This window comes from Pseudomonas sp. P106(2024) (genome assembly GCF_057480815.1).
Map to the genome: position 1 here is coordinate 1 of NZ_JBLIYU010000021.1, position 23,897 is coordinate 23,897.

Annotated in this window: 20 protein-coding genes; 12 read left to right on the forward strand and 8 right to left on the reverse strand. The window is 65.5% G+C overall.

The genetic code is table 11. The features are described 5' to 3' along the window. Window positions 1-133 precede the first annotated feature (133 nt). The 4 genes from pabB to rloA all read right to left on the reverse strand — a co-directional run bounded on the left by pabB (window position 134) and on the right by rloA (window position 4,778). Entirely contained in the window at window positions 134-1,477 is a 1,344-nt protein-coding gene (pabB, locus tag AC25M7_RS23465) for an aminodeoxychorismate synthase component I (protein WP_028692611.1), read from the reverse strand. Between the two features lie 243 nt (window positions 1,478-1,720). Beyond that, a complete protein-coding gene (locus tag AC25M7_RS23470; protein WP_028692610.1) occupies window positions 1,721-2,701 on the reverse strand; it encodes an alpha-L-glutamate ligase-like protein in 981 nt (326 codons plus the stop codon). Continuing rightward, window positions 2,701-4,236 (reverse strand): osmotic stress tolerance membrane protein RloB, encoded by a 1,536-nt coding sequence (rloB, locus tag AC25M7_RS23475; protein ID WP_062359491.1) that lies wholly within the window; start codon window positions 4,234-4,236, stop codon window positions 2,701-2,703. The genes AC25M7_RS23470 and rloB overlap by 1 nt, the downstream gene beginning before the upstream one ends. 5 nt (window positions 4,237-4,241) lie before the next feature. Further along, window positions 4,242-4,778, reverse strand: coding sequence for a retropepsin-like aspartic peptidase RloA (gene rloA / locus AC25M7_RS23480; RefSeq protein WP_028692608.1), 537 nt, complete (start codon window positions 4,776-4,778; stop codon window positions 4,242-4,244). Between the two features lie 285 nt (window positions 4,779-5,063). On the opposite strand from rloA, the gene AC25M7_RS23485 reads away from it, so the two are divergent. The 6 genes from AC25M7_RS23485 to prpD all read left to right on the forward strand — a co-directional run bounded on the left by AC25M7_RS23485 (window position 5,064) and on the right by prpD (window position 13,551). Continuing rightward, complete coding sequence (locus AC25M7_RS23485; RefSeq protein ID WP_028692607.1) at window positions 5,064-5,780, forward strand: GntR family transcriptional regulator; 717 nt, start codon at window positions 5,064-5,066, stop codon at window positions 5,778-5,780. After that, window positions 5,777-6,667, forward strand: a complete 891-nt coding sequence (prpB, locus tag AC25M7_RS23490; RefSeq protein WP_028692606.1) for a methylisocitrate lyase — start codon at window positions 5,777-5,779, stop codon at window positions 6,665-6,667. The genes AC25M7_RS23485 and prpB overlap by 4 nt, the downstream gene beginning before the upstream one ends. Before the next feature lie 105 nt (window positions 6,668-6,772). Next, window positions 6,773-7,900, forward strand: a complete 1,128-nt coding sequence (gene prpC, locus AC25M7_RS23495) for a bifunctional 2-methylcitrate synthase/citrate synthase (protein ID WP_028692605.1) — start codon at window positions 6,773-6,775, stop codon at window positions 7,898-7,900. A gap of 165 nt (window positions 7,901-8,065) precedes the next feature. After that, window positions 8,066-10,654 carry a Fe/S-dependent 2-methylisocitrate dehydratase AcnD gene (gene acnD / locus AC25M7_RS23500; RefSeq protein ID WP_028692604.1) on the forward strand — a complete coding sequence of 863 codons (2,589 nt, stop codon included), beginning with the start codon at window positions 8,066-8,068 and terminating at the stop codon, window positions 10,652-10,654. A 151-nt stretch (window positions 10,655-10,805) separates the two neighbouring features. After that, entirely contained in the window at window positions 10,806-11,996 is a 1,191-nt protein-coding gene (gene prpF, locus AC25M7_RS23505; protein WP_062359488.1) for a 2-methylaconitate cis-trans isomerase PrpF, read from the forward strand. Window positions 11,997-12,066: 70 nt separating this feature from the next. Next, complete coding sequence (gene prpD, locus AC25M7_RS23510) at window positions 12,067-13,551, forward strand: 2-methylcitrate dehydratase (RefSeq protein WP_028692602.1); 1,485 nt, start codon at window positions 12,067-12,069, stop codon at window positions 13,549-13,551. A 143-nt stretch (window positions 13,552-13,694) separates the two neighbouring features. Here prpD and acnB read toward each other — a convergent pair whose 3' ends face one another. After that, window positions 13,695-16,304 (reverse strand): bifunctional aconitate hydratase 2/2-methylisocitrate dehydratase, encoded by a 2,610-nt coding sequence (gene acnB / locus AC25M7_RS23515; protein ID WP_062359486.1) that lies wholly within the window; start codon window positions 16,302-16,304, stop codon window positions 13,695-13,697. Between the two features lie 409 nt (window positions 16,305-16,713). On the opposite strand from acnB, the gene AC25M7_RS23520 reads away from it, so the two are divergent. After that, window positions 16,714-17,193, forward strand: coding sequence for a DUF1289 domain-containing protein (locus AC25M7_RS23520; RefSeq protein WP_028692600.1), 480 nt, complete (start codon window positions 16,714-16,716; stop codon window positions 17,191-17,193). A 60-nt stretch (window positions 17,194-17,253) separates the two neighbouring features. On the opposite strand, the gene queD is transcribed toward AC25M7_RS23520, so the two are convergent. Together queD and AC25M7_RS23530 are read right to left on the reverse strand one after the other, a co-directional pair. Continuing rightward, entirely contained in the window at window positions 17,254-17,610 is a 357-nt protein-coding gene (queD, locus tag AC25M7_RS23525) for a 6-carboxytetrahydropterin synthase QueD (protein ID WP_023630589.1), read from the reverse strand. A gap of 53 nt (window positions 17,611-17,663) precedes the next feature. Continuing rightward, a complete protein-coding gene (locus AC25M7_RS23530; RefSeq protein ID WP_486971518.1) occupies window positions 17,664-18,743 on the reverse strand; it encodes a patatin-like phospholipase domain-containing protein in 1,080 nt (359 codons plus the stop codon). Window positions 18,744-18,935: 192 nt separating this feature from the next. Between AC25M7_RS23530 and AC25M7_RS23535 the strand changes: the two genes are divergently transcribed. The 5 genes from AC25M7_RS23535 (at window position 18,936) to AC25M7_RS23555 (ending at window position 22,962) form a co-directional block, all read left to right on the forward strand. Continuing rightward, complete coding sequence (locus tag AC25M7_RS23535) at window positions 18,936-19,244, forward strand: PepSY domain-containing protein (protein WP_182323696.1); 309 nt, start codon at window positions 18,936-18,938, stop codon at window positions 19,242-19,244. Continuing rightward, window positions 19,244-19,558: a PepSY domain-containing protein gene (locus AC25M7_RS23540; protein WP_182323694.1), complete on the forward strand. Its 315-nt coding sequence runs from the start codon at window positions 19,244-19,246 to the stop codon at window positions 19,556-19,558. Before AC25M7_RS23535 ends, AC25M7_RS23540 begins: the two co-directional genes overlap by 1 nt. Window position 19,559: 1 nt before the next feature. Further along, complete coding sequence (locus AC25M7_RS23545; RefSeq protein ID WP_028692596.1) at window positions 19,560-20,228, forward strand: response regulator transcription factor; 669 nt, start codon at window positions 19,560-19,562, stop codon at window positions 20,226-20,228. Further along, window positions 20,225-21,544: a sensor histidine kinase gene (locus AC25M7_RS23550; protein ID WP_486971519.1), complete on the forward strand. Its 1,320-nt coding sequence runs from the start codon at window positions 20,225-20,227 to the stop codon at window positions 21,542-21,544. Before AC25M7_RS23545 ends, AC25M7_RS23550 begins: the two co-directional genes overlap by 4 nt. A gap of 260 nt (window positions 21,545-21,804) precedes the next feature. Next, complete coding sequence (locus tag AC25M7_RS23555) at window positions 21,805-22,962, forward strand: HPP family protein (RefSeq protein ID WP_486971520.1); 1,158 nt, start codon at window positions 21,805-21,807, stop codon at window positions 22,960-22,962. Here the strand turns inward: AC25M7_RS23555 and AC25M7_RS23560 are convergent. Continuing rightward, entirely contained in the window at window positions 22,936-23,802 is an 867-nt protein-coding gene (locus AC25M7_RS23560; RefSeq protein ID WP_236180122.1) for a LysR family transcriptional regulator, read from the reverse strand. The genes AC25M7_RS23555 and AC25M7_RS23560 overlap by 27 nt on opposite strands. Window positions 23,803-23,897 lie beyond the last annotated feature (95 nt).

Here is a 23,897-nt window from a genome sequence, read left to right on the forward strand (position 1 = left end):
TTTGTACGGAGATCGGTTCATCAGGCCGACCTGGTGAAAGTCAGGGCCTGCCTGACGGCAGGCCGTTACCGGCCCGCACACAAAAAATCTGACACTTCCGGCGATCGCGGGGCAAGCCCGCTCCCACCGAGTCTTACAAGGCCTGCAGCGTTTCCATCAGCACCCGCACCTTGGCGATCGACTCCTCGTACTCGGCCTGCCAGTGCGAGTCGGCCACCACCGCGCCGCCACCCCAGCAACTGACCTGGCCATCCTTGACCAGCAGACTGCGGATGGCGATGGAGCTGTCCATCTCGCCGCGCACGTCGACATACAGCAGCGAGCCGCAGTACAGCGCCCGGCGCGCCGGCTCCAGCTCGTCGATGATCTGCATGGCGCGGATCTTCGGCGCACCGGTGATCGAACCGCCGGGGAAGCTGCCGGCGATCAGGTCCAGGGCGTCCTTGCCGGCGGCCAGGCGGCCGACCACGCTGCTGACCAAGTGATGAACGTTGGGGTAGCTCTCCAGGCTGAACAGCTCCGGTACCTTCACCGAGCCGGTCTGGCAGGTGCGGCCGATGTCGTTGCGCAGCAGGTCGACGATCATCAGGTTTTCCGAGCGGTCCTTGGGGCTGGCCAGCAGCTCGGCGGCGTTGCGTGCGTCCTCCACCGGATCGGCGGCGCGCGGGCGGGTGCCTTTGATCGGGCGCGTCTCGACCTCGCCCTGGCTGACACGGATGAAGCGCTCGGGGGAGAAGCTCAGTAGCGCAGTGCCTTCATCCAACTGCTGGTAGCCGGAGAACGGCGTCGGGCAGGCAGCGCGCAGGGCCAGGTAGGCGCGCCACGGGTCGCCCTGGCAGGGGGCGCGAAAGCGCTGGGTAAGGTTGATCTGGTAGCAGTCGCCGGCCTGGATGTAGCGCTGCACCTGGTCGAACGCCGCCCGGTAATGCTCGGGGCGAAGATCGCCGGTCATGGGCGCGAGCAGGCGGAAGTCGCCGGTGTCGCCCGGGGCGCTGGCGTCGAACAGCGCGATGAGCCGTTGCCGCTCGGTCTGGGGCAGGCTCGGGTGAAAGACCAGTTGGCTGCTGCTTAGCCGATGGTCGGACACCAGTGCCCAGGCATACAGCCCCAGCCGGGCATCGGGCAGGCCGAGATCGTCGACCGCGTGTGTCGGCAACTGCTCCAGGCGCCGGCCGAAGTCGTAGCTCAGGTAGCCGATCAGGCCACCGGCGAACGGTAGTTCGATGCCCTCGGGCAGTTGTGCCGTCCCCAGCTCGGCCAAGGCCTGGCGTAGGCGCTGCAGGTAGTCGCGACCGTCCTCCTCGGGATTTGCCTGCAACTGCTGCAAAGGCCAGGCGCTGAGCAGGTCGTAGCGACCGCGTTCGGCACCTGGGCGGGCGCTGTCGAGCAGGATCGCACCGGGCGCGCGGCGCAGGCGTTCGAAGTAGAAGGCGGGGTCGGGCTGGTAAGGCAGGGGGTGGAGCGTACAGGTCGGCATCAGGATGGACGGCGATGAACAAGCGAGGTGGGCGATTGTAGACCCGTGCGGGAAATGCGCCTAGCACTGGCAACGACATTCATCGTCCGGTTCTGCGCAGTTCCCCTGTAGGAGCGGCCTTGTGTCGCGAAAGGGCCGCAAAGCGGCCCCGGCAATCTCTGCATAAACGCTGAAATTCTGGGGCTGCTTTGCAGCCCTTTCGCGACACAAGGCCGCTCCTAGAGGGATTGCGCAGGGCCTGGGCTATAGCGGATTGACGTGCCCGAACAACCCCTGCGAGACCTTCACGCGCTGCTCGGCATCCTCGCTGCGACCTTCCTTGGCCAGCATCTCCAGGTGCGCCTCGATGGCGTGGGTGCGCTGGGTCAGGCCGCAGTCGTTGGCGATCTGGATGTTCAGGCCGGGGCGGGCGTTGAGCTCGAGGATCAGCGGGCCCTTGTCCTGGTCCAGAACCATGTCCACGCCGATGTAGCCCAGGCCGCACAGCTCGTAGCAGCTGGCGGCAAGCTTCATGAAGCCGTCCCAGTTCGGCAACTGCACACCGTCCACCGCGTTGGTGGTGTCCGGGTGCTTGCTGATGATCTTGTTCAGCCAGGTGCCGCGCAGGGTGAGGCCGGTGGCCAGGTCAACGCCCACGCCGATGGCGCCCTGGTGCAGGTTGGCCTTGCCGCCAGACTGGCGGGTCGGCAGGCGCAGCATGGCCATCACCGGGTAGCCCATCAGCACGATGATGCGGATGTCCGGCACGCCTTCGTAGCTGATGCTCTTGAAGATCTGGTCCGGGGTGACCCGGTACTCGATCAGCGCGCGGTCGCGGTGCCCGCCCAGCGAGTACAGGCCGGTAAGGATGCTGGAGATCTGGTGCTCGATCTCCTCGTGGCTGATGATCTTGCCCGAGACCGTGCGGTAGCGGTCCTCGAAGCGGTCGGCGATCACCAGGATGCCGTCACCGCCGGCGCCCTGGGCCGGCTTGATGACGAAGTCGCTGCGCCCGCCGATGATCTCGTCGAGTTTCTCGATCTGCTTCTCGGTCTCGATGATGCCGTACATCTCCGGCACATGGATGCCGGCTGCCAGGGCACGCTCCTTGGTGATGATCTTGTCGTCGACGATCGGGTACAGGTGGCGCTTGTTGTACTTCAGCACGTAGTCCGCGTTGCGCCGGTTGATACCCATGATGCCCCGGGCCTCCAGGGCTTTCCACGTCTTGATCAGGCCGAACATCAGGCGTCAGCCTTCTTCAGGAATGCCTTGAAGCGCACGAGCTCGGTCAGGCGGTAGCCGCGATAGCGACCCATCGCCAGCATGAAGCCCACCAGGATCAGCAGTACCGCCGGGAAGGTGAAGACGAAGTACACCGCTTCCGGCACGGTCATCAGCAGGTGCGCGATGGAGGCGGCGAACAGCGTGCCAACGGCCACTTTCATGGCATGGCCACCGCCACGCTCTTCCCAGGTGATCGACAGGCGTTCGATGGTCATGGTCAGGATCACCATCGGGAACAGTGCCACCGACAGGCCGCGCTCCAGGCCCAGCTTGTGGCTGAACAGGCTGATGGCGGCGATCAGCACCACGACGAAGGTCAGCACCACCGACAGGCGCGGCAGCATCTGCAGCTTGAGGTGCTCAAGGTACGAGCGCAGCGATAGGCCCAGGGCGGTGATCACCGTGAACAGGATGATGCCGAAGCCCAGCTGGGTCTCGCGGAAGGCCAGGGCGATCAGCACCGGGGTGAAGGTACCCAGGGTCTGGATGCCGATGAGGTTGCGCAGGACCAGGATCACCAGCACGCCGATCGGGATCATCACCATGATCATGAAGGTCTGCTGGGTCTGCAGCGGCAGGCCGTACAGCGAGTATTCGAGGAAGTCGGCGTCGGTGTTCTCGTCGGTCAGCTTGGCCAGGCGGATGGCGTTCATCTCGCTGTTGTTCATGCTGAAGGTGACGGTGGCCTTCTTGCCGCCATCGACGGTGATCAGGTTGTCGTCACCGGTCCACCACAGCAGGCGGTCGCTGGGCAGGCCCTGCTCGCCGGTCTCCGGGTTGAAGTACAGCCAGTCGTTGCCGTTGAAGCTGCGCAGCCACAGTTCGGGGCTCTGCGGGGTGTCGGCCACCAGGCGGATGGTGTGAACCTTCTCCAGCGGCACGTGGGCGATGGACAGCAGCAGGTCGATGACCTGGGCCTTCTTCAGCGGTGAGTTGTCGCCGGCCAGCAGCAGCTTGGCGTTGTCGTCGTTGACATTGTTGACACGCTTGATGGTCTCGCTGACGAAGGTCTCGACGTCGGCCGAGTGCTGGCGGATCGGTGCCATCAGCGCTTCGGCGGCGATCTTCTCCGGGCCCTCGACGGCCAGGCTGTCGCGGAAGGTCGGGCCCTTGATCTTGGTCTTTTCGTTGCTGTAGCGCTTGGTCAGCACCAGGCGGTAGTAGAGGGTCTGGTTGCCGCTGGCGCGACGGGCCGACCAGGTCACCTTGCGGTTGCCGTCGGCGCGGTTGACGCTGACCCCGTAGTTGTTGGAGATGAAGCTCTCGTTGAGGCTCACGTAGTCACGGTTCAGTGGGGGCACGAACATCTGCACCTTGACCGGATCCTTGGCGCTGGCGACGAACTCGACCTTGGCGTCGATGTTCCACAGGTCGTCGGTCTCGTCCTCGGTCACCGGGATGCCGAGGGCGAAGATCTGGTAGGCCGTGATCGCGATGCCCAGCAGCACCAGGACGGTGATCAGGACTTTCAGGTGAAGGGTAAGAGAGCGCATCGGAATTACTCTGCTTTGGGAGCTTCGGTGGCGCAGGCAGGTTTGCCGGCCGCGTATTTAAGGCTTGGGTCGACCAGCGCACCGAAGTGCTTGAGGGCCTCGGAACCGATCAGCAGCGGGAACTGGAAGGCGCTGCGGTCGGTGAGGTTGACCTCGATGGTGCGTTGCGTCTGGCCCATGCAGATCTCGAGTTCGATGACCGGGCGGGCAGTGTAGGCCTTGCCCGAGTCGGCATCATAGTCCCCGGCGCGGCGCTTGATCTTGCTGACGCGGGCCAGGGGGCGTTCGATGGGGTGCTTGTGCGCGGCGTCGATGGCCAGGTAGAAGCGAACCCAGCTCTCGCCGTTGCGCTTGAAACGCTTGATGTCGCGGGCGCTGAGCGAGGCGGTCTTGGCGCCGGTGTCGAGCTTGGCCGCCACTTCCAGGTCAAGGTCGCCCAGGCGGGCGTATTCGTTCAGGCCGTACACGGTTTTCTCGGCCGCGGGCGCGAGCGCCGGCAGCAGGGTCAGGCAGAGCAGCAATAAAGCGGGTTTGAGTCTCATAATCCTGGCGCGGTGCTGTGCAGGTTTCAGGGCAAGGCGACTGGCCAAGCGTCCTCATTGATCTGTCAACAACATGAAATGATGACAGACACACTATCCATGCTCCCGAAGGAGCGCGGCATTCTATCACGCCGATGTCTTGACGCCAGCGCGCCCGCGATCAGACCCCACGAAAGCGGGGTAAGTTCGTTATTAGACGATTGTCGACAATATTCTTTTTGTCTTTGACTCCATTCCTCTATTTGGCTAGTTTTGGCGTCACTGATTTTGAAGGTGTCGACAATCATGCTGGACACAGCCCCGGCCACCACGCTGCCTCAGGACGAGACCGAGACCCTCTCGGAGCACGTCTTCCGGCGCATCCAGGCCGCCATCGTCAAGGGCGAGATCGCCCCCGGCAGCAAGATCTCCGAGCCGGAGCTGGCGCGCACCTACGGCATCAGCCGCGGCCCGCTGCGCGAGGCGATCCACCGCCTGGAGGGCCAGCGCCTGCTGGTGCGCGTGCCCCATGTCGGCGCCCGGGTGGTGTCGCTCAGCCATGCCGAGCTGATCGAGCTGTACGAAATCCGCGAATCCCTCGAAGGCATGGCCTGCCGCCTGGCCGCCGAACGCATGAGCCAGGCGGCCATCGACGAGCTGCGCCATGTGCTCGACACCCACGAGCGTGACGCCGCGTTCCAGGCCGGCCAGGGCTACTACCAGCAGGAAGGCGACTACGACTTCCACTACCGGATCATCCAGGGCAGCGGCAACCAGACCCTGTACAAGATGCTCTGCGGCGAGCTGTACCAACTGGTGCGCATGTACCGCATCCAGTTCTCCAGCACGCCCAACCGCCCGCGCCAGGCCTTCGCCGAGCACCACCGCATCCTCGATGCGATCGAAGCCCGCGACGGCGAACTGGCAGAACTCCTGATGCGCCGCCACATCGGCGCGTCCAAACGCAATATCGAGCGCCACTACCAAGGTGCCGACAACAATAGCCCACGAGGTGAGTCATGACAGTGAAGAGCACGCCCGGCCAGCGTTTCCGTGACGCGGTCGCCGCCGAACATCCGCTGCAGGTGGTCGGGACCATCAACGCCAACCACGCTCTGCTGGCCAAGCGTGCCGGCTTCAAGGCCATCTACCTGTCCGGCGGCGGTGTCGCCGCCGGCTCCCTGGGCCTGCCGGACCTGGGCATCAGCGGCCTGGACGACGTGCTCACCGACGTACGGCGCATCACCGATGTATGCGACCTGCCGCTGCTGGTGGATGTCGACACCGGCTTCGGCGCCTCGGCCTTCAACGTCGCCCGCACCGTCAAGTCGATGAGCAAGTTCGGCGCCGCGGCCATTCATATCGAGGACCAGGTCGGCGCCAAGCGCTGTGGCCATCGCCCAAACAAGGAGATCGTCTCGCAGCAGGAGATGGTCGACCGCATCAAGGCCGCCGTGGATGCCCGCAGCGACGACAGTTTCGTGATCATGGCGCGCACCGACGCGCTGGCGGTGGAAGGCCTGAACGCCGCCCTGGACCGCGCTGCCGCCTGCATCGAGGCCGGCGCCGACATGATCTTCCCGGAAGCCATTACCGAGCTGTCGATGTACAAGACCTTCGCCGACCGGGTGAAGGCGCCGATCCTGGCCAACATCACCGAGTTCGGCGCCACGCCGCTGTACACCACCGAGGAGCTGGCCTCGGTCGACGTGTCGCTGGTGCTCTACCCGCTGTCGGCTTTCCGCGCCATGAACAAGGCGGCCGAGAACGTCTACACCGCGCTGCGCCGTGACGGCACGCAGAAGAACGTGATCGACACCATGCAGACCCGCATGGAGCTCTACGATGCCATCGGCTACCACGCCTTCGAGCAGAGCCTCGATGCGCTGTTCGCGCAGAAGAAGGGATGATTCAAGCGCACGTCGCCCTGTAGGAGCCGGCTTGCCGGCGAACAGGCCCGATACCCGATTAGCCAGAAAAGACTTCGATAACAAATTCAAGAAAGGAGAAACACCATGGCCGAAGCAAAAGTACTCAGTGGCGCTGGCCTGCGTGGCCAGGTGGCCGGCCAGACCGCGCTGTCGACCGTCGGCCAGGCCGGGGCCGGCCTGACCTACCGCGGCTATGATGTGCGCGACTTGGCCGCCGGCGCCGAGTTCGAGGAAGTCGCCTACCTGCTGCTGTACGGCGAGCTGCCGAGCAAGGCGGAGCTTGCCGACTACAAGCGCAAGCTCAAGGGGCTGCGTGACCTGCCGCAAGCGCTGAAGGAAGTGCTCGAGCGCATCCCGCGCGATGCCCACCCGATGGACGTGATGCGCACCGGCTGCTCGGTGCTCGGCACCCTGGAGCCGGAACTGACCTTCGACGCCCAGCGTGAGAAGACCGATCGCCTGCTGGCGCTGTTCCCGGCGGTGATGTGCTACTGGTACCGCTTCACCCACCACGGCGTGCGCATCGACTGCACCAGCGACGAGGACACCCTCGGCGGCCACTTCCTGCACCTGCTGCATGGCAAGAAGCCGAGCGCGCTGCACGTCAAGGTGATGAACGTCTCGCTGATCCTCTACGCCGAGCACGAGTTCAACGCCTCGACCTTCACCGCCCGGGTCTGCGCCTCGACCCTGTCCGACCTGTACTCCTGCGTGACCGCCGCCATCGGCTCGTTGCGCGGCCCGCTGCACGGCGGCGCCAACGAAGCGGCGATGGAGCTGATCGAACGCTTCCAGACTCCGCAGGAAGCCACTGCCGAGCTGCTGCGCATGCTCGAGCGCAAGGACAAGATCATGGGCTTCGGCCACGCCATCTATAAAGAGTCCGATCCGCGCAACGAGGTGATCAAGGGCTGGGCCAAGCAACTCGCCGATGAAGTCGGCGACAAGGTCCTGTACCCGGTTTCCGAGGCCATCGACAAGACCATGTGGGAGCAGAAGCGCCTGTTCCCCAACGCCGACTTCTACCATGCCTCGGCGTACCACTTCATGGGCATCCCGACCAAGCTGTTCACCCCGATCTTCGTCTGCTCGCGCCTGACTGGTTGGGCCGCGCACGTGTTCGAACAGCGCGCCAACAACCGCATCATCCGCCCGAGCGCCGAGTACGTCGGCGTCGAGCAACGCCAGTTCGTGCCGATCGAGCAGCGTTGACTGATAGAGCGCTGGGGCTGCTGTGCAGCCCTATCGCGACACAAGGCCGCTCCCACAGGTGCGGCGCAGTCCCTGTAGGAGCGGCCTTGTGTCGCGAAAGGGGCGCGCAGCGCCCCCCAAGGCCAGACCTGCCTACTGAACACCGTGACCGAGCCCGATAACGATATGAACACCGCATTCCGCAAGAACCTGCCTGGCACCGCCCTGGACTACTTCGACGCCCGTGCCGCGGTCGAGGCGATCAAGCCCGGCGCCTACGACGGCCTGCCGTATACCTCCCGCGTGCTGGCCGAGAACCTGGTGCGCCGCTGTGATCCGGCCACGCTCAACGCCTCGCTGGAGCAGCTGATCGAGCGCAAGCGCGACCTCGACTTCCCCTGGTTCCCCGCCCGCGTCGTGTGCCACGACATCCTCGGCCAGACCGCCCTGGTCGACCTGGCCGGCCTGCGCGATGCCATTGCAGATAAAGGCGGCGACCCGGCCCAGGTCAACCCGGTGGTGCCGGTGCAGCTGATCGTCGACCACTCGCTGGCCGTGGAGTGCGGCGGCTTCGACCCGCAGGCGTTCGAGAAGAACCGTGCCATCGAGGATCGCCGCAACGAAGACCGTTTCCACTTCATCAACTGGACCAAGCAGGCCTTCAAGAACGTCGACGTGATCCAGCCGGGCAACGGCATCATGCACCAGATCAACCTGGAGAAGATGTCGCCGGTGGTCCACAACGATCGCGGCGTGGCCTACCCGGACACCTGTGTCGGCACCGACAGCCACACCCCGCACGTGGATGCCCTGGGTGTGATCGCCATTGGCGTCGGCGGCCTGGAGGCCGAGAACGTGATGCTCGGCCGCGCCTCGTGGATGCGCCTGCCGGAGATCGTCGGCGTCGAGCTGACCGGTCGCCTGGCGCCGAACATCACCGCCACCGACCTGGTGCTGGCGCTCACCGAGTTCCTGCGCAAGCAGAAGGTGGTCGGCGCCTACCTGGAGTTCCACGGCGCCGGCGCCAGCGCGCTGACCCTGGGCGACCGCGCCACCATCTCCAACATGGCCCCGGAATACGGCGCCACCGCGGCGATGTTCGCCATCGACCAGCAGACCATCGACTACCTCAAGCTCACCGGCCGCGATGACCAGCAAGTGCAGCTGGTGGAAACCTATGCCAAGGCCACCGGCCTGTGGGCCGACAGCCTGGCCAAGGCCGAGTACGAGCGCGCCCTGAGCTTCGACCTGTCGAGCGTGGTGCGCAACATGGCCGGCCCGTCCAACCCGCACGCCCGCGTGGCCACCAGCGACCTGGCGGCCAAGGGCATCGCCGGCCAATGGGAAGAAGTGCCTGGGCAGATGCCCGATGGCGCGGTGATCATCGCCGCCATCACCAGTTGCACCAACACCAGCAACCCGCGCAACGTGATCGCCGCCGGCCTGCTGGCGCGCAACGCCAACAAGCTCGGCCTGGTCCGCAAACCATGGGTCAAGTCGTCGCTGGCGCCGGGCTCCAAGGCCGTGCAGTTGTACCTCAAGGAAGCAGGGCTGGAGCAGGAATTGGAGCAGCTGGGCTTCGGCATCGTCGCCTTCGCCTGCACCACCTGCAACGGCATGTCCGGCGCGCTGGACCCGGTGATCCAGCAGGAAATCATCGACCGCGACCTGTACGCCACCGCCGTGCTATCGGGCAACCGTAACTTCGACGGGCGCATCCACCCGTACGCCAAGCAGGCGTTCCTGGCTTCGCCGCCGCTGGTGGTGGCCTACGCCATCGCCGGCACCATCCGCTTCGATATCGAGAAGGATGTGCTGGGCGTGGTCGACGGCAAGGAGATTCGCCTGAAGGACATCTGGCCGAGCGATGAAGAGATCGACGCCGTGGTGCGCGCCTCGGTCAAGCCTGAGCAGTTCCGCCAGGTGTACATCCCGATGTTCACCATCGAGGAAGACAAGGGGCCGAAAGTCGCGCCGCTGTATGAATGGCGCCCGATGAGCACCTACATCCGCCGTCCGCCGTATTGGGAAGGCGCCCTGGCCGGTGAGCGTACCCTGCGTGGCATGCGCCCGCTGGCGGTGCTGCCGGACAACATCACCACCGACCACCTGTCACCGTCCAATGCCATCATGCTCGACAGCGCCGCCGGCGAGTACCTGGCGAAGATGGGCCTGCCGGAGGAGGACTTCAACTCCTACGCCACCCACCGCGGTGACCACCTGACCGCCCAGCGCGCCACCTTCGCCAACCCCAAGCTGTTCAACGAAATGGTGCGCAAGGACGACGGCAGCGTGAAGCAGGGTTCGCTGGCGCGCCTCGAGCCGGAAGGCAAGGTGACCCGCATGTGGGAGGCCATCGAGACCTACATGGAGCGCAAGCAGCCGCTGATTATCATCGCCGGTGCCGACTACGGCCAGGGCTCGTCCCGTGACTGGGCGGCCAAGGGCGTGCGTCTGGCAGGTGTCGAGGCCATCGTCGCCGAAGGCTTCGAGCGTATCCACCGCACCAACCTGGTGGGCATGGGCGTGCTGCCGCTGGAGTTCAAGCCGGGCACCGACCGCAAGACCCTGGGCCTGGACGGCAGCGAGACCTACGATGTGCTCGGCGAGCGCACGCCACGGGCGACGCTGACCCTGGTGGTGACGCGGCGCAATGGCGAGCGTGTCGAGGTGCCGGTGACCTGTCGCCTGGATACCGCCGAAGAGGTATCGATCTACGAGGCGGGTGGGGTGTTGCAGCGCTTTGCCCAGGACTTCCTGGAGGGGGCGGCCTGAGCATGAAACGGGGGCCGCTTTGCGGCCCTTTCGCGACACATGGCCGCTCCCACAACGAGCGGCGCAGTACCTGTGGGAGCGGCCTTGTGTCGCGAAAGGGCAGCAGGGCAGCCCCAGGGTACTTCACCGGACTATCAGGATGCCCAAGACAATGGCTCACGTACCCCAGATCAAAATTCCCGCCACCTATATTCGCGGCGGCACCAGCAAAGGCGTGTTCTTCCGCCTCCAGGACCTGCCCGAGCAGACGCAGATTCCTGGTCCTGCCCGCGACGCCCTGCTGCTGCGGGTGATCGGCAGCCCCGACCCGTACGGCAAGCAGATCGACGGCATGGGCGGCGCCACCTCCAGCACCAGCAAGACGGTGATCCTGTCCAAGAGCATCAAGCCCGACCACGACGTCGACTACCTGTTCGGCCAGGTGTCGATCGACAAGGCCTTCGTCGACTGGAGCGGCAACTGCGGCAACCTGTCCGCCGCGGTCGGCTCGTTCGCCATCAGCAGCGGGCTGGTCGATGCCAGTCGGATTCCGCGCAATGGTATCGCCACCGTGCGGATCTGGCAGGCCAATATCGGCAAGACCATCATCGCCCATGTGCCGATCACCGAAGGCGAGGTGCAGGAAACCGGCGATTTCGAGCTCGATGGCGTGACCTTCCCGGCCGCCGAGGTGCAGCTGGAATTCCTCGATCCGGCCGCCGACGAGGACGGTGACGGCGGGGCGATGTTCCCTACCGGCAACCTGGTCGACGACCTCGAGGTGCCGGGTGTCGGCACCTTCAAGGCGACCCTGATCAACGCCGGCATACCGACCATCTTCGTCAATGCCGCCGATATCGGCTATACCGGAACCGAGCTGCAGGACGCGATCAACGGCGATGCCGCGGCATTGCAGCGTTTCGAGATCATCCGTGCCCATGGCGCGGTGCGCATGGGGCTGATCGAGCACATCGACCAGGCCGCCGGGCGCCAGCACACGCCGAAGGTCGCGTTCGTCGCGGCGCCGACCGGCTATACCTCCTCCAGTGGCAAGGTTGTCGCAGCCGAGGACGTCGACCTGCTGGTGCGTGCGTTGTCGATGGGCAAGCTGCACCACGCGATGATGGGCACCGCGGCGGTCGCCATCGGCACCGCCGCAGCGATCCCGGGGACGCTGGTCAACCTTGCCGCCGGTGGCGGTGAACGCAGTGCCGTGCGTTTCGGTCATCCGTCCGGGACGTTGCGGGTCGGGGCCGAGGCGCGTCAGGTGGATGGGCAGTGGACCGTGACCAAGGCAATCATGAGCCGAAGCGCTCGGGTGCTGATGGAGGGCTGGGTGCGCGTGCCCGGTGATAGTTTCTAAGGCATCTAGCGTTCGGCTTTCGTTGGTTGGGGCCGCAAAGCGGCCCCGGCAATCCAGAAGGGAGCTGTATATGAGCGCAAACGTAGACCTCAACACCCGCCCCGACTACGACCAGGTCCTGCAGACCCTCGCCGACTACGTGCTTGGCTACCGCGTCGATTGTGCCGAAGCCCTGAACACCGCCCGCTATTGCCTGATGGACACCCTGGGCTGCGGCCTGCTGGCCCTGCGCTTTCCTGAATGCACCAAGCACCTAGGCCCGCTGGTCGAGGGCACCCTTGTCCCCCATGGCGCCCGCGTGCCTGGTACCAGCTATCGCCTCGATCCGGTCAAGGCCGCCTGGGACATTGGCTGCATCGTCCGCTGGCTGGACTACAACGACACCTGGCTGGCGGCGGAGTGGGGGCACCCCTCGGACAACCTCGGCGGCATCCTGGCGGTCACCGACCACCTCTCGCAAAAGCGTGTGGCCAATGGCGAGGCGCCCCTGGTCATGCGCGAGGTACTCGATGCCATGGTCATGGCCCACGAGATCCAGGGCGTGCTGGCGCTGGAGAATTCGTTCAACCGGGTCGGCCTGGATCATGTGCTGCTGGTCAAGGTCGCCTCCGCGGCGGTCTGCGCCAGGCTCATGGGCGCCAATCGCGAGCAGTTGCTGTCGGCGCTGTCCCACGCCTTCGTCGATGGCCAGGCCCTGCGCACCTACCGTCACGCGCCCAACGCCGGGTCGCGCAAGTCGTGGGCGGCGGGGGATGCCTCCAGTCGCGGCGTGCGCCTGGCCGATATTGCCCTGCGTGGCGAGATGGGCGTGCCCGGTGCGCTGACCGCCAGACAGTGGGGCTTCTACGATGTGTCGTTCAGCCACACCAACAAGGACTTGGCGCTCAAGCCCGAGCCGCTGCGTGAACTGCGCCTGCCGCAGCCGTTGGGCAGCTACGTGATGGAAAACGTGCTGTTCAAGATCAGTTTCCCCGCCGAGTTCCACGCCCAGACCGCCTGCGAGGCTGCAGTGACCCTGCACCCGCAGGTGCGCAACCGCCTGCACGAGATCGACCGGATCGTCATCACCACCCATGAGTCGGCGATCCGCATCATTTCCAAGGAGGGGCCGCTGGCCAACGCCGCCGACCGCGACCACTGCCTGCAGTACATGACCGCCGTGCCGCTGATCTTCGGTGACCTGGTGGCGGAGCACTACGAGGATGCCTTCCACGCCGCGCACCCGAGCATCGACCGCCTGCGCGAGAAGATGGTGATCGTCGAGGAGCCGCGCTTCACTCGCGAGTACCTGGAGCCCGACAAGCGCTCCATCGCCAATGGCGTGCAAGTGTTCTTCAGGGATGGCTCGCACACGCCGCAGGTGGTGGTGGAGTACCCGATCGGGCATCGGCGGCGGCGGGAGGAGGGGATGCCGTTGCTCGAGGCCAAGTTCCGCGAGAACCTGGCGACGCGGTTCGCGCGGCAGCGTTGTGAGGCGATCCTGGACGTGTGCAAGGATCAGCAGGCGCTGGAGGTGATGCCGGTGCACAGGTTCGTTGATCTGTTCGTGATCTGACGACAATCGCGGGGCAAGCCCGCTCCCGCGTGGGGAAATTCATGTTGACGTGGGAGCGGGCTTGCCCCGCGACAGGATCGTAAATCCAACAAAAAAGCCCCGGTATCGCTACCGGGGCTTTCTTCTACAACGTCCTGCTCAGCTTACGCCTGAACCACCGGGATCTTGGCGTTGGCCGCCGCTTCGCGGAACTCGGCGATCTGGTCGAAGCTCAGGTAGCGGTAAACGTCGGCAGCCATGCTGTCGATGTCTTTCGCGTACTGCATGTACTCCTCGACGGTCGGCAGCTTGCCGATGATCGAAGCGACAGCAGCCAGCTCGGCCGAGGCCAGGTACACGTTGGTGGCGTCGCCCAGACGGTTCGGGAAGTTACGGGTCGAGGTGGAGACCACGGTCGAACCGGTCTGCACACGTGCCTGGTTACCCATGCACAGCGAGCAGCCTGGCATTTCCATGCGCGCGCCAGCCTTGCCGTAGATGCCGTAGTAGCCTTCTTCGGTCAGCTGGTGGGCGTCCATCTTGGTTGGCGGAGCCAGCCACAGACGGGTCGGAATACCGCCCTTGACCTTGTCCAGCAGCTTGCCGGCAGCGCGGAAGTGACCGATGTTGGTCATGCACGAGCCGATGAACACTTCGTCGATCTTCTCGCCTTGTACCGAGGACAGCAGGCGGGCATCGTCCGGGTCGTTCGGCGCGCAGAGCACAGGCTCCTTGACGTCGGCCAGGTCGATCTCGATGATTTCGGCGTACTCGGCGTCGGCGTCGGCCGACAGCAGCTCAGGCTTGGCCAGCCAGGCTTCCATGGCCTGGGCGCGGCGCTCCAGGGTGCGGGCATCGCCGTAGCCTTCGCCGATCATCCAGCGCAGCAGGGTGATGTTGGACTGCAGGTACTCGGCGATGGCCTTCTCTGGCAGCTTGATGGTGCAACCGGCGGCGGAACGTTCGGCCGAGGCGTCGGACAGCTCGAAGGCTTGCTCGACGGTCAGCTCGTTCAGGCCTTCGATCTCGAGGATGCGGCCGGAGAAGATGTTCTTCTTGCCTTTCTTCTCGACGGTCAGCAGGCCCTTCTGGATGGCGTAGTAAGGGATCGCGTGGACCAGGTCACGCAGGGTGATGCCTGGCTGCAGTTTGCCCTTGAAGCGCACCAGCACGGATTCTGGCATGTCCAGCGGCATGACGCCGGTGGCGGCGGCGAAGGCCACCAGGCCGGAACCGGCCGGGAACGAGATGCCGATCGGGAAGCGGGTGTGCGAGTCGCCACCGGTACCCACGGTGTCAGGCATCAGCATGCGGTTCAGCCAGCTGTGGATGATGCCGTCGCCCGGGCGCAGCGACACGCCGCCACGGGTGCGGATGAAGTCTGGCAGGGTGTGGTGGGTGGTGACGTCGATCGGCTTCGGATAGGCCGCGGTGTGGCAGAACGACTGCATCACCAGGTCGGCGGAGAAGCCCAGGCACGCCAGGTCTTTCAGCTCGTCGCGGGTCATCGGGCCCGTGGTGTCCTGGGAACCGACGGTGGTCATCTTCGGCTCGCAGTAGGCACCTGGACGCACGCCCTGGCCTTCCGGCAGGCCGCAGGCGCGACCGACCATCTTCTGCGCCAGGGTGAAGCCCTTGGTCGAAGCGGCTGGCTGCTCGGGTTTCTTGAACAGGTCCGATGGGGCCTGGCCCAGTTCGGCGCGGGCCTTCTCGGTCAGGCCACGGCCGACGATCAGCGGGATACGGCCGCCGGCGCGGACTTCGTCGAGCAGTACTTCGGTCTTCAGCTCGAAGTGGGTGACCAGTTCGTCGCTGCCGTGGCGGCGCACTTCACCTTTGAACGGGTAGACGTCGATGACGTCGCCCATGGCCAGGTTGGTGCAGTCGAACTCGATCGGCAGGGCGCCGGCGTCTTCCATGGTGTTGTAGAAGATCGGGGCGATCTTGGTGCCGAAGCAGAAACCACCGGCGCGCTTGTTCGGCACGTACGGAATGTCGTCGCCGAAGAACCACAGCACCGAGTTGGTGGCGGATTTGCGCGAGGAGCCGGTGCCGACCACGTCACCGACGTAGGCAACCGGGAAGCCTTTGGCTTTCATGGCTTCGATCTGGGCCAGCGGGCCGACCGAACCTGGCTGCGAAGGCTCGATGCCGTCGCGGGCCATCTTCAGCATGGCCAGGGCGTGCAGCGGGATGTCAGGGCGCGACCAGGCGTCCGGAGCAGGGGACAGGTCGTCGGTGTTGGTTTCGCCAGGCACCTTGAACACGGTCAGGGTGTACTTGTCGGCGATCGCCGGACGGCTGGTGAACCACTCGCCGGCAGCCCAGGATTCCAGCACGGCCTTGGCGTGGGCGTTGCCCGCCTTGGCTTTTTCGGCCACATCGTGGAAGGCGTCGAACATCAGCAGGGTGTGCTTGAGCTGTTCGGCCGCGACGGCGCCCAGTTCGGCGTCGTCCAGCAGCGCGACCAGCGTCTCGATGTTGTAGCCGCCCTGCATGGTGCCCAGCAGCTCGGTGGCGTGCTTGCGGTCGATCAGCGGGGATTTGGCTTCACCCTTGGCGACGGCGGAGAGGAACGCGGCCTTGACGTAGGCGGCTTCGTCCACTCCTGGCGGAACGCGGTTGGTGATCAGGTCTACGAGGAAGGCTTCTTCGCCGGCCGGCGGGTTTTTCAGCAGCTCGACCAGGCCTGCAGTTTGTTCGGCGTTCAGCGGCTGGGGCACGATACCCAGAGCGGCACGCTCTTCGATGTGTTTGCGGTAGGCTTCAAGCACAGTTATTACCCTCATCAGTGGTCCCTAAAGGGAGTCCGGGACGCTCATCCAGCATTCCCATGCACCCATGCGCTCAAGACGGCTTTTTGGGCCGGCAAGCCAGGGTCGCAGAGAATCCTTACAGAAGCTGCTTTCAAAGTTTTACGCCTGTAGAACGGAAGGCTGATGAGGGGTTGGCCATGGCCATGCACGCTTGCATGGACAGGGCCAACGCCGTTCTACCGGATTAACTGTGCTCGTGACGCTTTGAAAACAGCTTCCAACGGACATTGTTGCCTTGAAAAGGCGGGGTGATTCTACGGCAAAAATAAGCCGAAAGTAAGGCGGCGTAGATGACTTTAACGGGTGACCCTGGTTAGACAAAGGGCTAACATGAACCGGTGTTCCACCGCCAAGCTGTTGTTTCTACATGTCCAACCAATCCATCAAGACCCCTTGCGTCGGCCTGTGCTCCACGGTCTACGGCGACCTGGTGTGCCGCGGCTGCAAGCGCTTTCACCACGAAGTGATCCACTGGAACGGCTACGACGACGAGCAGAAGCGCGCGGTGTGGCTGCGCCTGGAGCAACTGCTGGTGCAGGTGATGATGGCCAAGCTGGAAGTGTTCGATAAAGCGCTGCTGCGCCAGCAGCTGGAGCAGCGCTCGGTCCGCTTCGTCGCGCACCAGTCCGAGTATTGCTGGGCGTATCAGCTGATCGCCCGTGGGGCGCGGATGATCCGTGACCTGGAGGCGTACGGGATGGCGCTGCTGCCGGAGTTTCGCGACTGGGAACTGCCGCAGTTGCGCGATGCCATCGACCGGGAGTTTTTCCTGTTGTCGGAGGCGCATTACCAGCGCTATATCGCGCCGAGCTTTTTGCGAGACGCCCTGGACCGCGGGCAGGGCTGAAGCTCTGGGGGAACGGTGCTGGCCTCTTCGCGGGATTACCCGCGAAAAGGCCGGTGCAGATCAGTCGCCGGTGTACTCGCACCCGCTGGTGCAGGTCTCATGGATCCGCACCTTCGACAGCTCCGGCAGCAGCGGCTTGACCTGGTCCCAGATCCACTTGGCGATCACTTCGCTGGTGGGGTTTTCCAGGCCTGGAATATCGTTCAGGTAGTTGTGGTCCAACTGCTCGTAGATCGGCTTGAAGATCGCCTTGATCTCGGAGAAATCGCGGATCCAGCCGGTGTGCGGATCGAGCGGGCCGGTCAGGTGCAGGGCAACCTTGAACGAGTGGCCATGCAGGCGACCGCACTTGTGGCCGGCAGGGACGTTGGGCAGGCGGTGAGCCGATTCGAAGGTAAATTCCTTAAAGATTTCCACGCTGGCATAACTCTGTGTGAATCAACGATGCGCGCAGTCTACCAGCATGCCCGCTACAAGGCTTGCAACCGATCCTGCAACCGCCCGGTGGCGATCAGTTCCAGCAGTTCGTCGCCCAGGCGCCGGCTTTCGGCCATGGCCTGGTACCAGTAGCGCCTGCGGCCCGACGCATCGCCCATGAAACGCTTGAAGTCGTTGCGGTCTGGCAGCTTGCCGTAGGGGAGGGCGGCCAGGTACTGCGGTGACGGGGTCATCAGCAGCACGTTCTGCAGGCGCGTGGCGTCGCCTTTGCGCCAGGGCAGGGCCTTGTCGAACCAGCCGGGCACCACCTTGTCGGTGAAGTGCGGGTAGAGCACCAGGTCGTCGCCCTGGTAGGGCAGGTCCAGGTGATAGTCGAGCAGGCCGCCGTCGCGGTAGGTGCCGGCCCCGGCGCCGGGGATGTCGCGCACGCCTTCCATGACCATGGGGATCGAGCCCGAGGCGAGCAGGGCGTGGCGCAGGTTGGCCAGGTCCAGCGGCAGGCTGCGCGACGGGAAGTCGGTCAGTGGCTCCAGCGGCGGCGCGGCGCGTTGGTCGTGGAGGATGACCCGCTCGAAATGCCGGCCCAGGCGCGCGCGTCCCAGCAGGTTGCTGGCGATCACCGAGGACAGGCCCATGCCCAGACGGCCGCGGTGGTCGTGGGCGAGCTGGCCATGGCTCTTCACCACCAGGATGTTCAGGCGGTAGTGCGGGTTGGCCAGGACCTGCCCGTCGCGGCCTTGCAGCAGGTCGTCGAGCATGCGCTGGCAGCTCTGGCTGATCTCTTTGGGTGTCACGCCCTTGGCAAAGTCCTGCTCGGTGTACAGCTTGCCCAGGCGGCGGATGCCGGCGACCGGATCGTCGAGGCAGGCGCTGGCGAAGCGCCAGGCACCGATCGAGGCGCCGATCAGCGCACGCTGGCGCGGCGCGCTGGTCAGCCATTCACCGAACAACGCCAGGTCCAGGCCCTGGATCCCCAGCGGCTTGGGGCCACCGGCGGCGCCCGGCAACACACCGACATCTTCGGCCCGCAGGCCGCGTTCGCGGATCTGCCGCAGGGCACGCTGGCCGGCCTTGAAGGTCAGGGCGGGGTACTTGATGTGAATCGCGCTCATGGCGGGGTCTCGGGTGGGGCAGGCGGGCAGTATAGGGGATTTGCCGGCCTTGCCGAGGTGCTCCTGCAAGGGGCTGCGCATGGGCACCAAGAGCTGCGCTATCATGCGGCCAGCTGTTTTCAGGTTGAGTTAAGGGCCGGTGGTTAATCTTAACCCCGTAGACAAATTACACATCTCGCTGGAGAGAACCTCATGAAAACTTTGACTGCCCTGTTCACCGCCGCTGCCCTCGCTTTCGGTGCCAACGCCGCCTTTGCCAAGGACGTGCAGCCCGATGAAGTGGTCAAACTGGTGAACGCCAAGACCATCAAATCGCTGGACGAACTCAAGGCCGCCGCCATCGCCAAGCACCCCGGCGCCACTGTGACCGACTCGGAGCTCGAGAACGAGTACGGTCGCTACATCTACAAGGTCGACCTGCGCGATGCCCAGAACGTCGAATGGGATGTGGATCTGGACGCCAAGACCGGTGAAGTCCTGAAGGACGAGCGAGACAACTGATGCCCGCACTACCGCGAACGGCACGCTACCTGGCCTTGGCCCTGATGGTCGTGTGTTCGCTGGCCGCCGCGCGCGATCTGGATCAGGATGAAGCCCTGGCGCTTCGGCAACAGGGCATCATCCTGCCGCTCGAGCAACTGCTCGAGTCCGCCCTGGGGCGTTACCCCGGGGCGCGGCTGCTGGAGGCGGAGCTGGAAGAAAAGCACGAGCGCTACGAGTACGAGGTCGAACTGCTGACCCCGGCCGGCGTGGTACGCGAGATCAAGCTCGATGCCCGCACCGGCGAGTTGCTCAAAGACGAGGAAGACGACTGAGATGCGCCTGTTGCTTGTCGAGGACAATGTCCCCCTGGCCGATGAACTGACCGCCGCCCTGCAACGCCAGGGCTACGCCGTGGACTGGCTGGCCGATGGCCGCGACGCGGTGTACCAGGGCCAGAGCGAACCCTATGACCTGATCATCCTCGACCTCGGCCTGCCCGGTCTGCCGGGGCTCGAGGTGCTGGCGCAGTGGCGGGCGGGCGGCTTGGCCACTCCGGTGCTGATCCTCACCGCCCGCGGTTCCTGGGCCGAGCGGATCGAGGGGCTCAAGGCTGGCGCCGACGATTACCTGAGCAAGCCCTTCCACCCCGAGGAGCTGCAACTGCGCATCCAGGCCCTGCTGCGCCGGGCCAAGGGGGTGGCCAACCAGCCGAAGCTGGAAGCGGCCGGCCTGCACCTGGACGAATCGCGCCAGTGCGTGAGCCGCGAAGGCGTCGATGTCCAGCTCACCGCCGCCGAGTTCCGCCTGCTGCGCTACTTCATGCTGCACCCGGGGCAGGTGCTGTCCAAGAGCCACCTGGCCGAGCACTTGTATGACGGTGAAACCGAGCGCGATTCCAATGTGCTGGAAGTTCACGTCAACCATCTGCGGCGCAAGCTTGGGCGCAGCGTGATCGAGACCCGTCGCGGTCAGGGCTACGTGTACGCCGGGAGCACCGCGTGAAGTCGATCCAGGCGCGCCTGAGCCTGGGCCTGGTGGCGGTGCTGGTGGTGGTCGGGCTGGCCCTGGCGCAGTTGACCCTGTGGCTGTTCGAAGCCGGCCTGCAGCGCTACCTGGAAGCCGGCCTGCGCAAGGAAAGCGAGAACCTGCTGGTGGCGCTGGTGCGCGGCCCGTCCGGTTTGCAACTGGACGAGCGACGGCTGTCGGCGGCCTACCAGCAGCCATTCTCGGGCTACTACTTTCGCATCGATTTCGACCAGGGCACCTGGCGCTCGCGTTCGTTGTGGGACATGGACATGCCCAAGCCCGGCAAGCCGGGGCTGGACGATGGTCACGAGCTGGGGCCCGAGGGCCAGCAGCTGCTGGCCTATCGCGGCGATTACCGGCGCCTGGGGCAGGACATCTCGATCAGCGTGGCCCAGGACTATTCGCCGGTGCGCGAGGGCTTTCGGCGCATGCAGCAGATCGGCCTGGGCCTGGGCCTGGTGGCGCTGCTGCTGGTGCTGGTGCTGCAGCGCATCACCGTGACCCGTTCGCTGCGTCCACTGGAACGGGCGCGTCAGCAGATCGCCCAGTTGCAGCAGGGCCAGCGCTCGCAACTGGACGCCGAGGTGCCCAGCGAGTTGCAACCGCTGGTGGACCAGATCAACCACCTGCTGGCCCACACCGAGGACAGTTTGCGCCGCTCGCGCAATGCCCTGGGCAACCTCGGCCATGCCTTGAAGACACCGTTGGCGGTCCTGCTCAGCCTGGCCGCCAGCGAGCGCCTCCAAGGATTGCCTGAGGTACGTGCGCAGATGCGCGAGCAACTCGAGCAGATCCAGCAGCGCCTGGCCCGCGAGCTCAACCGCGCGCGCCTGGCCGGCGATGCGCTGCCGGGGGCGCAGTTCGACTGCGACGCTGAGTTGCCCGGGCTGCTGGCGACGCTGGGCATGATCCATGGCGAGGGCCTGCTGCTCGAGCGCGATGTACCGCCCGGGTTGTTGTTGCCTTGGGACCGCGAAGACCTGCTGGAACTGCTCGGCAACCTGCTGGACAACGCCTGCAAATGGGCCGACAGCGAGGTGCGCCTGGGTATCGCGCCGACCGCCGAGGGTTACCGGCTGTGGGTGGACGACGATGGCCCGGGCATCCCCGAGACGCAGCGCCTGCAGGTGCTTGAACGCGGTTCGCGGCTGGACGAGCAGGTCGTTGGCCATGGCCTGGGGCTGGGCATCGTGCGCGATATCGTCGAGGCCTGGGGCGGGCGGATTGCGCTGCTGGAAAGCCCCCAGGGCGGGTTGCGGGTCAGCATTGACCTGCCGCGCACGGGGCGTTGATCGGCGAGGCCGTTCCCACAGGGATGGCGTATGCCTTGAAGAAAGGCGGATCAACCCTGCAAAAAAATTGCAGTACAGCCGCAGTTTTTTGAATTGGCCCATGGTCACCCGCGCCCGGCACAATCATTCCCCACGAAACCCTGCGGTTTCCATCTCTCCATGGACGGAGCCCCTTGCGCGATTGCACTGCGCAACACAGGGCCCAGGCCGGTCGCGCTGGGCTTTCTTTTTTCGCACAAGAACACGATCCGAATACCTCGATGCCTGCCTCGCGTCCCCAATCCCGCTTGCAGCGCCTGCTCCCGGCGCCCCTGAACATTCCTCGCAAAGAGTGGTTGCGCGCTGGCTTCGGCGCGCTGCTGGGCCTGTTTCTCGCCGGCTACTTGTGCAGCCTGGCCTACGGCCCGTCCATCGCCCTGCACCTGCTCGGGCCGCTGGCGGCCTCGGCGGTGCTGGTGTTCGCCGTGCACTCCGGGCCCCTGGCCCAGCCCTGGCCGGTGCTGGGCAGTTATGCCCTGGCTGGCGTGGTGGGCCTGGCCATGCGCCACGGTTTCGGTGATGGCCTGTGGGTGGCGGCGGCGGCGCTGGGTGTCGCGATCCTGGCGATGTGCCTGCTGCGCTGCCTGCACCCGCCTGGTGGCGGCGTGGCGGTGAGCGCGGTGCTGGCCGATCCGGGCCTTGTGGCCATGGGGGACCATCTGCTCGAACCGGTGCTGCTCAACGCGCTGGTGCTGGTGGCGGTGGCGGTGCTGTACAACCGCCTGACCGGCGTGCGCTATCCCAAGAATGCGGCGCCGCGCAAGGACCCGCACCATACCCACGATCCCCTGCCGGGCGAACGGGTCGGTATCCGGGGCGAAGACCTGGACCAGGCCCTGGCAGAGATTGGCGAGTTCGTCGATGTCACCCGCGATGAGCTGGAACGCATCATCCTGGCCACCGAGCAGCATGCCCTGCAGCGCAGCCTGGGCGGCATCACCGCGTGCTTGGTGATGTCCCGCGACGTTCAGGTCGCCACTCCGGCCACCACCTTGGAGCAGGCTTGGCGGATGCTGGCCGATCACCACCTGAAGACCTTGCCGGTGCTGGAAGATGGCCACCTGGTCGGCATGGTCAGCCTCAGCGACCTGGTCGGCGCGGCCATGGCCCGTGGGCGATTCAGCTGGCGTGGCCTGTTCCGTCGCCAGCCCGTGCGTCTGGAACAGGTGATGAGTCGCCGGGTGGTCAGTGTCGACTGCGGGCAGCCCCTGGAGCGCTTGTTGCCGTTGCTCGGCGAGCAAGGCTTGCACTGCCTGCCGGTGCTCGACGGCGAGCGTCTGGTGGGGGTGATCACCCAGACCGACCTGATCGCCGGCCTCAAGCGACACCTGCTTAGCGCCGCCGCGTCGGGCTCAGATCAACGGATCCCAGCGTTGTGACCAGTCGCTTTCGCCAGCGGCCACCAGCCGGCGCAGCACGTTGAAGGCCTGCTGCAAAGCCTCGCTGTCGCGCTCGCGGGCATGCACCAGGAAGGTCGGGTAGGTGAACTCCGGCGCCTGGGACACGCGCTCGAACACGCCGTTCTGCAGGTAGGCCTGCACCACGCGCGTACGGAAATAGCCACTGCCGCCACGGTCGAGGATGAACTGCAGAGCCAGCGGCCCAAGGTTGAAGCTCAGGGCCGGGCGTGACAGCTCGGGCAGGGCCGCATCGTGCTGGCGACGGAAGGCCTCGCCCCAGTCGATGTAGACATAGGGATCGGGCGCATCGGCCCGACGCACGCGGATCAGCTTCTCTTCCATCAACTGCTCGACCTGCAGGCCCGGACCATAGGTCGGCTGGTAGACCAGCGCGGCGTCGAGCAGGCCCATCTGCACCTTGCGCAGCAGCGATTCGCCGTCGCTGACCTCGCTGCGGATGGCGTGGCTGGGCAGCTCGTGATGCAGGGCGCTGACCCAGTCGAGCAGCATCGGATTGCCCAGGCTCACTTCGGCGCCCACGTGCAGCACCTGTTGGCAGCCCTGGGGCAGCGGCAGGTCACGGCGTGCTGCTTCCCAGGTTTGCACCAGCTGGTTGGCATAAGGGACGAACGCCTCGCCGTCGCTGGTGAGGCTGGCGCCATTGCGGCTGCGCACGAACAGCTGGCAGCCCAGTTGCTGCTCCAGGCGCTGGACCCGGGCGGTGATCGCGGTCTGCGACACGAACAGGCGTTCGGCGGCGGCGACCAGGCTGCCGCAGCGGACAATTTCCAGGAAGGTACGGGCCTGATCGATGTCCATGGGAAGGTTCTGTGGCTGGAGAGACCGCCCATTCTAGTGACTTTGCACCGAGATGGGGCGACCGATGCCTGGATGACTGCGCATGCCAGGCATTT

Excerpts from the sequence above, each read along its gene's own strand:
- pabB (WP_028692611.1), bottom strand. The coding sequence starts at position 1,477 with ATGCCGACCTGTACGCTCCACCCCCTGCCTTACCAGCCCGACCCCGCC.
- AC25M7_RS23470 (WP_028692610.1), bottom strand. The coding sequence starts at position 2,701 with ATGTTCGGCCTGATCAAGACGTGGAAAGCCCTGGAGGCCCGGGGCATC.
- rloB (WP_062359491.1), bottom strand. The coding sequence starts at position 4,236 with ATGCGCTCTCTTACCCTTCACCTGAAAGTCCTGATCACCGTCCTGGTG.
- rloA (WP_028692608.1), bottom strand. The coding sequence starts at position 4,778 with ATGAGACTCAAACCCGCTTTATTGCTGCTCTGCCTGACCCTGCTGCCG.
- AC25M7_RS23485 (WP_028692607.1), top strand. The coding sequence starts at position 5,064 with ATGCTGGACACAGCCCCGGCCACCACGCTGCCTCAGGACGAGACCGAG.
- prpB (WP_028692606.1), top strand. The coding sequence starts at position 5,777 with ATGACAGTGAAGAGCACGCCCGGCCAGCGTTTCCGTGACGCGGTCGCC.
- prpC (WP_028692605.1), top strand. The coding sequence starts at position 6,773 with ATGGCCGAAGCAAAAGTACTCAGTGGCGCTGGCCTGCGTGGCCAGGTG.
- acnD (WP_028692604.1), top strand. The coding sequence starts at position 8,066 with ATGAACACCGCATTCCGCAAGAACCTGCCTGGCACCGCCCTGGACTAC.
- prpF (WP_062359488.1), top strand. The coding sequence starts at position 10,806 with ATGGCTCACGTACCCCAGATCAAAATTCCCGCCACCTATATTCGCGGC.
- prpD (WP_028692602.1), top strand. The coding sequence starts at position 12,067 with ATGAGCGCAAACGTAGACCTCAACACCCGCCCCGACTACGACCAGGTC.
- AC25M7_RS23520 (WP_028692600.1), top strand. The coding sequence starts at position 16,714 with ATGTCCAACCAATCCATCAAGACCCCTTGCGTCGGCCTGTGCTCCACG.
- AC25M7_RS23530 (WP_486971518.1), bottom strand. The coding sequence starts at position 18,743 with ATGAGCGCGATTCACATCAAGTACCCCGCCCTGACCTTCAAGGCCGGC.
- AC25M7_RS23535 (WP_182323696.1), top strand. The coding sequence starts at position 18,936 with ATGAAAACTTTGACTGCCCTGTTCACCGCCGCTGCCCTCGCTTTCGGT.
- AC25M7_RS23540 (WP_182323694.1), top strand. The coding sequence starts at position 19,244 with ATGCCCGCACTACCGCGAACGGCACGCTACCTGGCCTTGGCCCTGATG.
- AC25M7_RS23545 (WP_028692596.1), top strand. The coding sequence starts at position 19,560 with ATGCGCCTGTTGCTTGTCGAGGACAATGTCCCCCTGGCCGATGAACTG.
- AC25M7_RS23555 (WP_486971520.1), top strand. The coding sequence starts at position 21,805 with ATGCCTGCCTCGCGTCCCCAATCCCGCTTGCAGCGCCTGCTCCCGGCG.
- AC25M7_RS23560 (WP_236180122.1), bottom strand. The coding sequence starts at position 23,802 with ATGGACATCGATCAGGCCCGTACCTTCCTGGAAATTGTCCGCTGCGGC.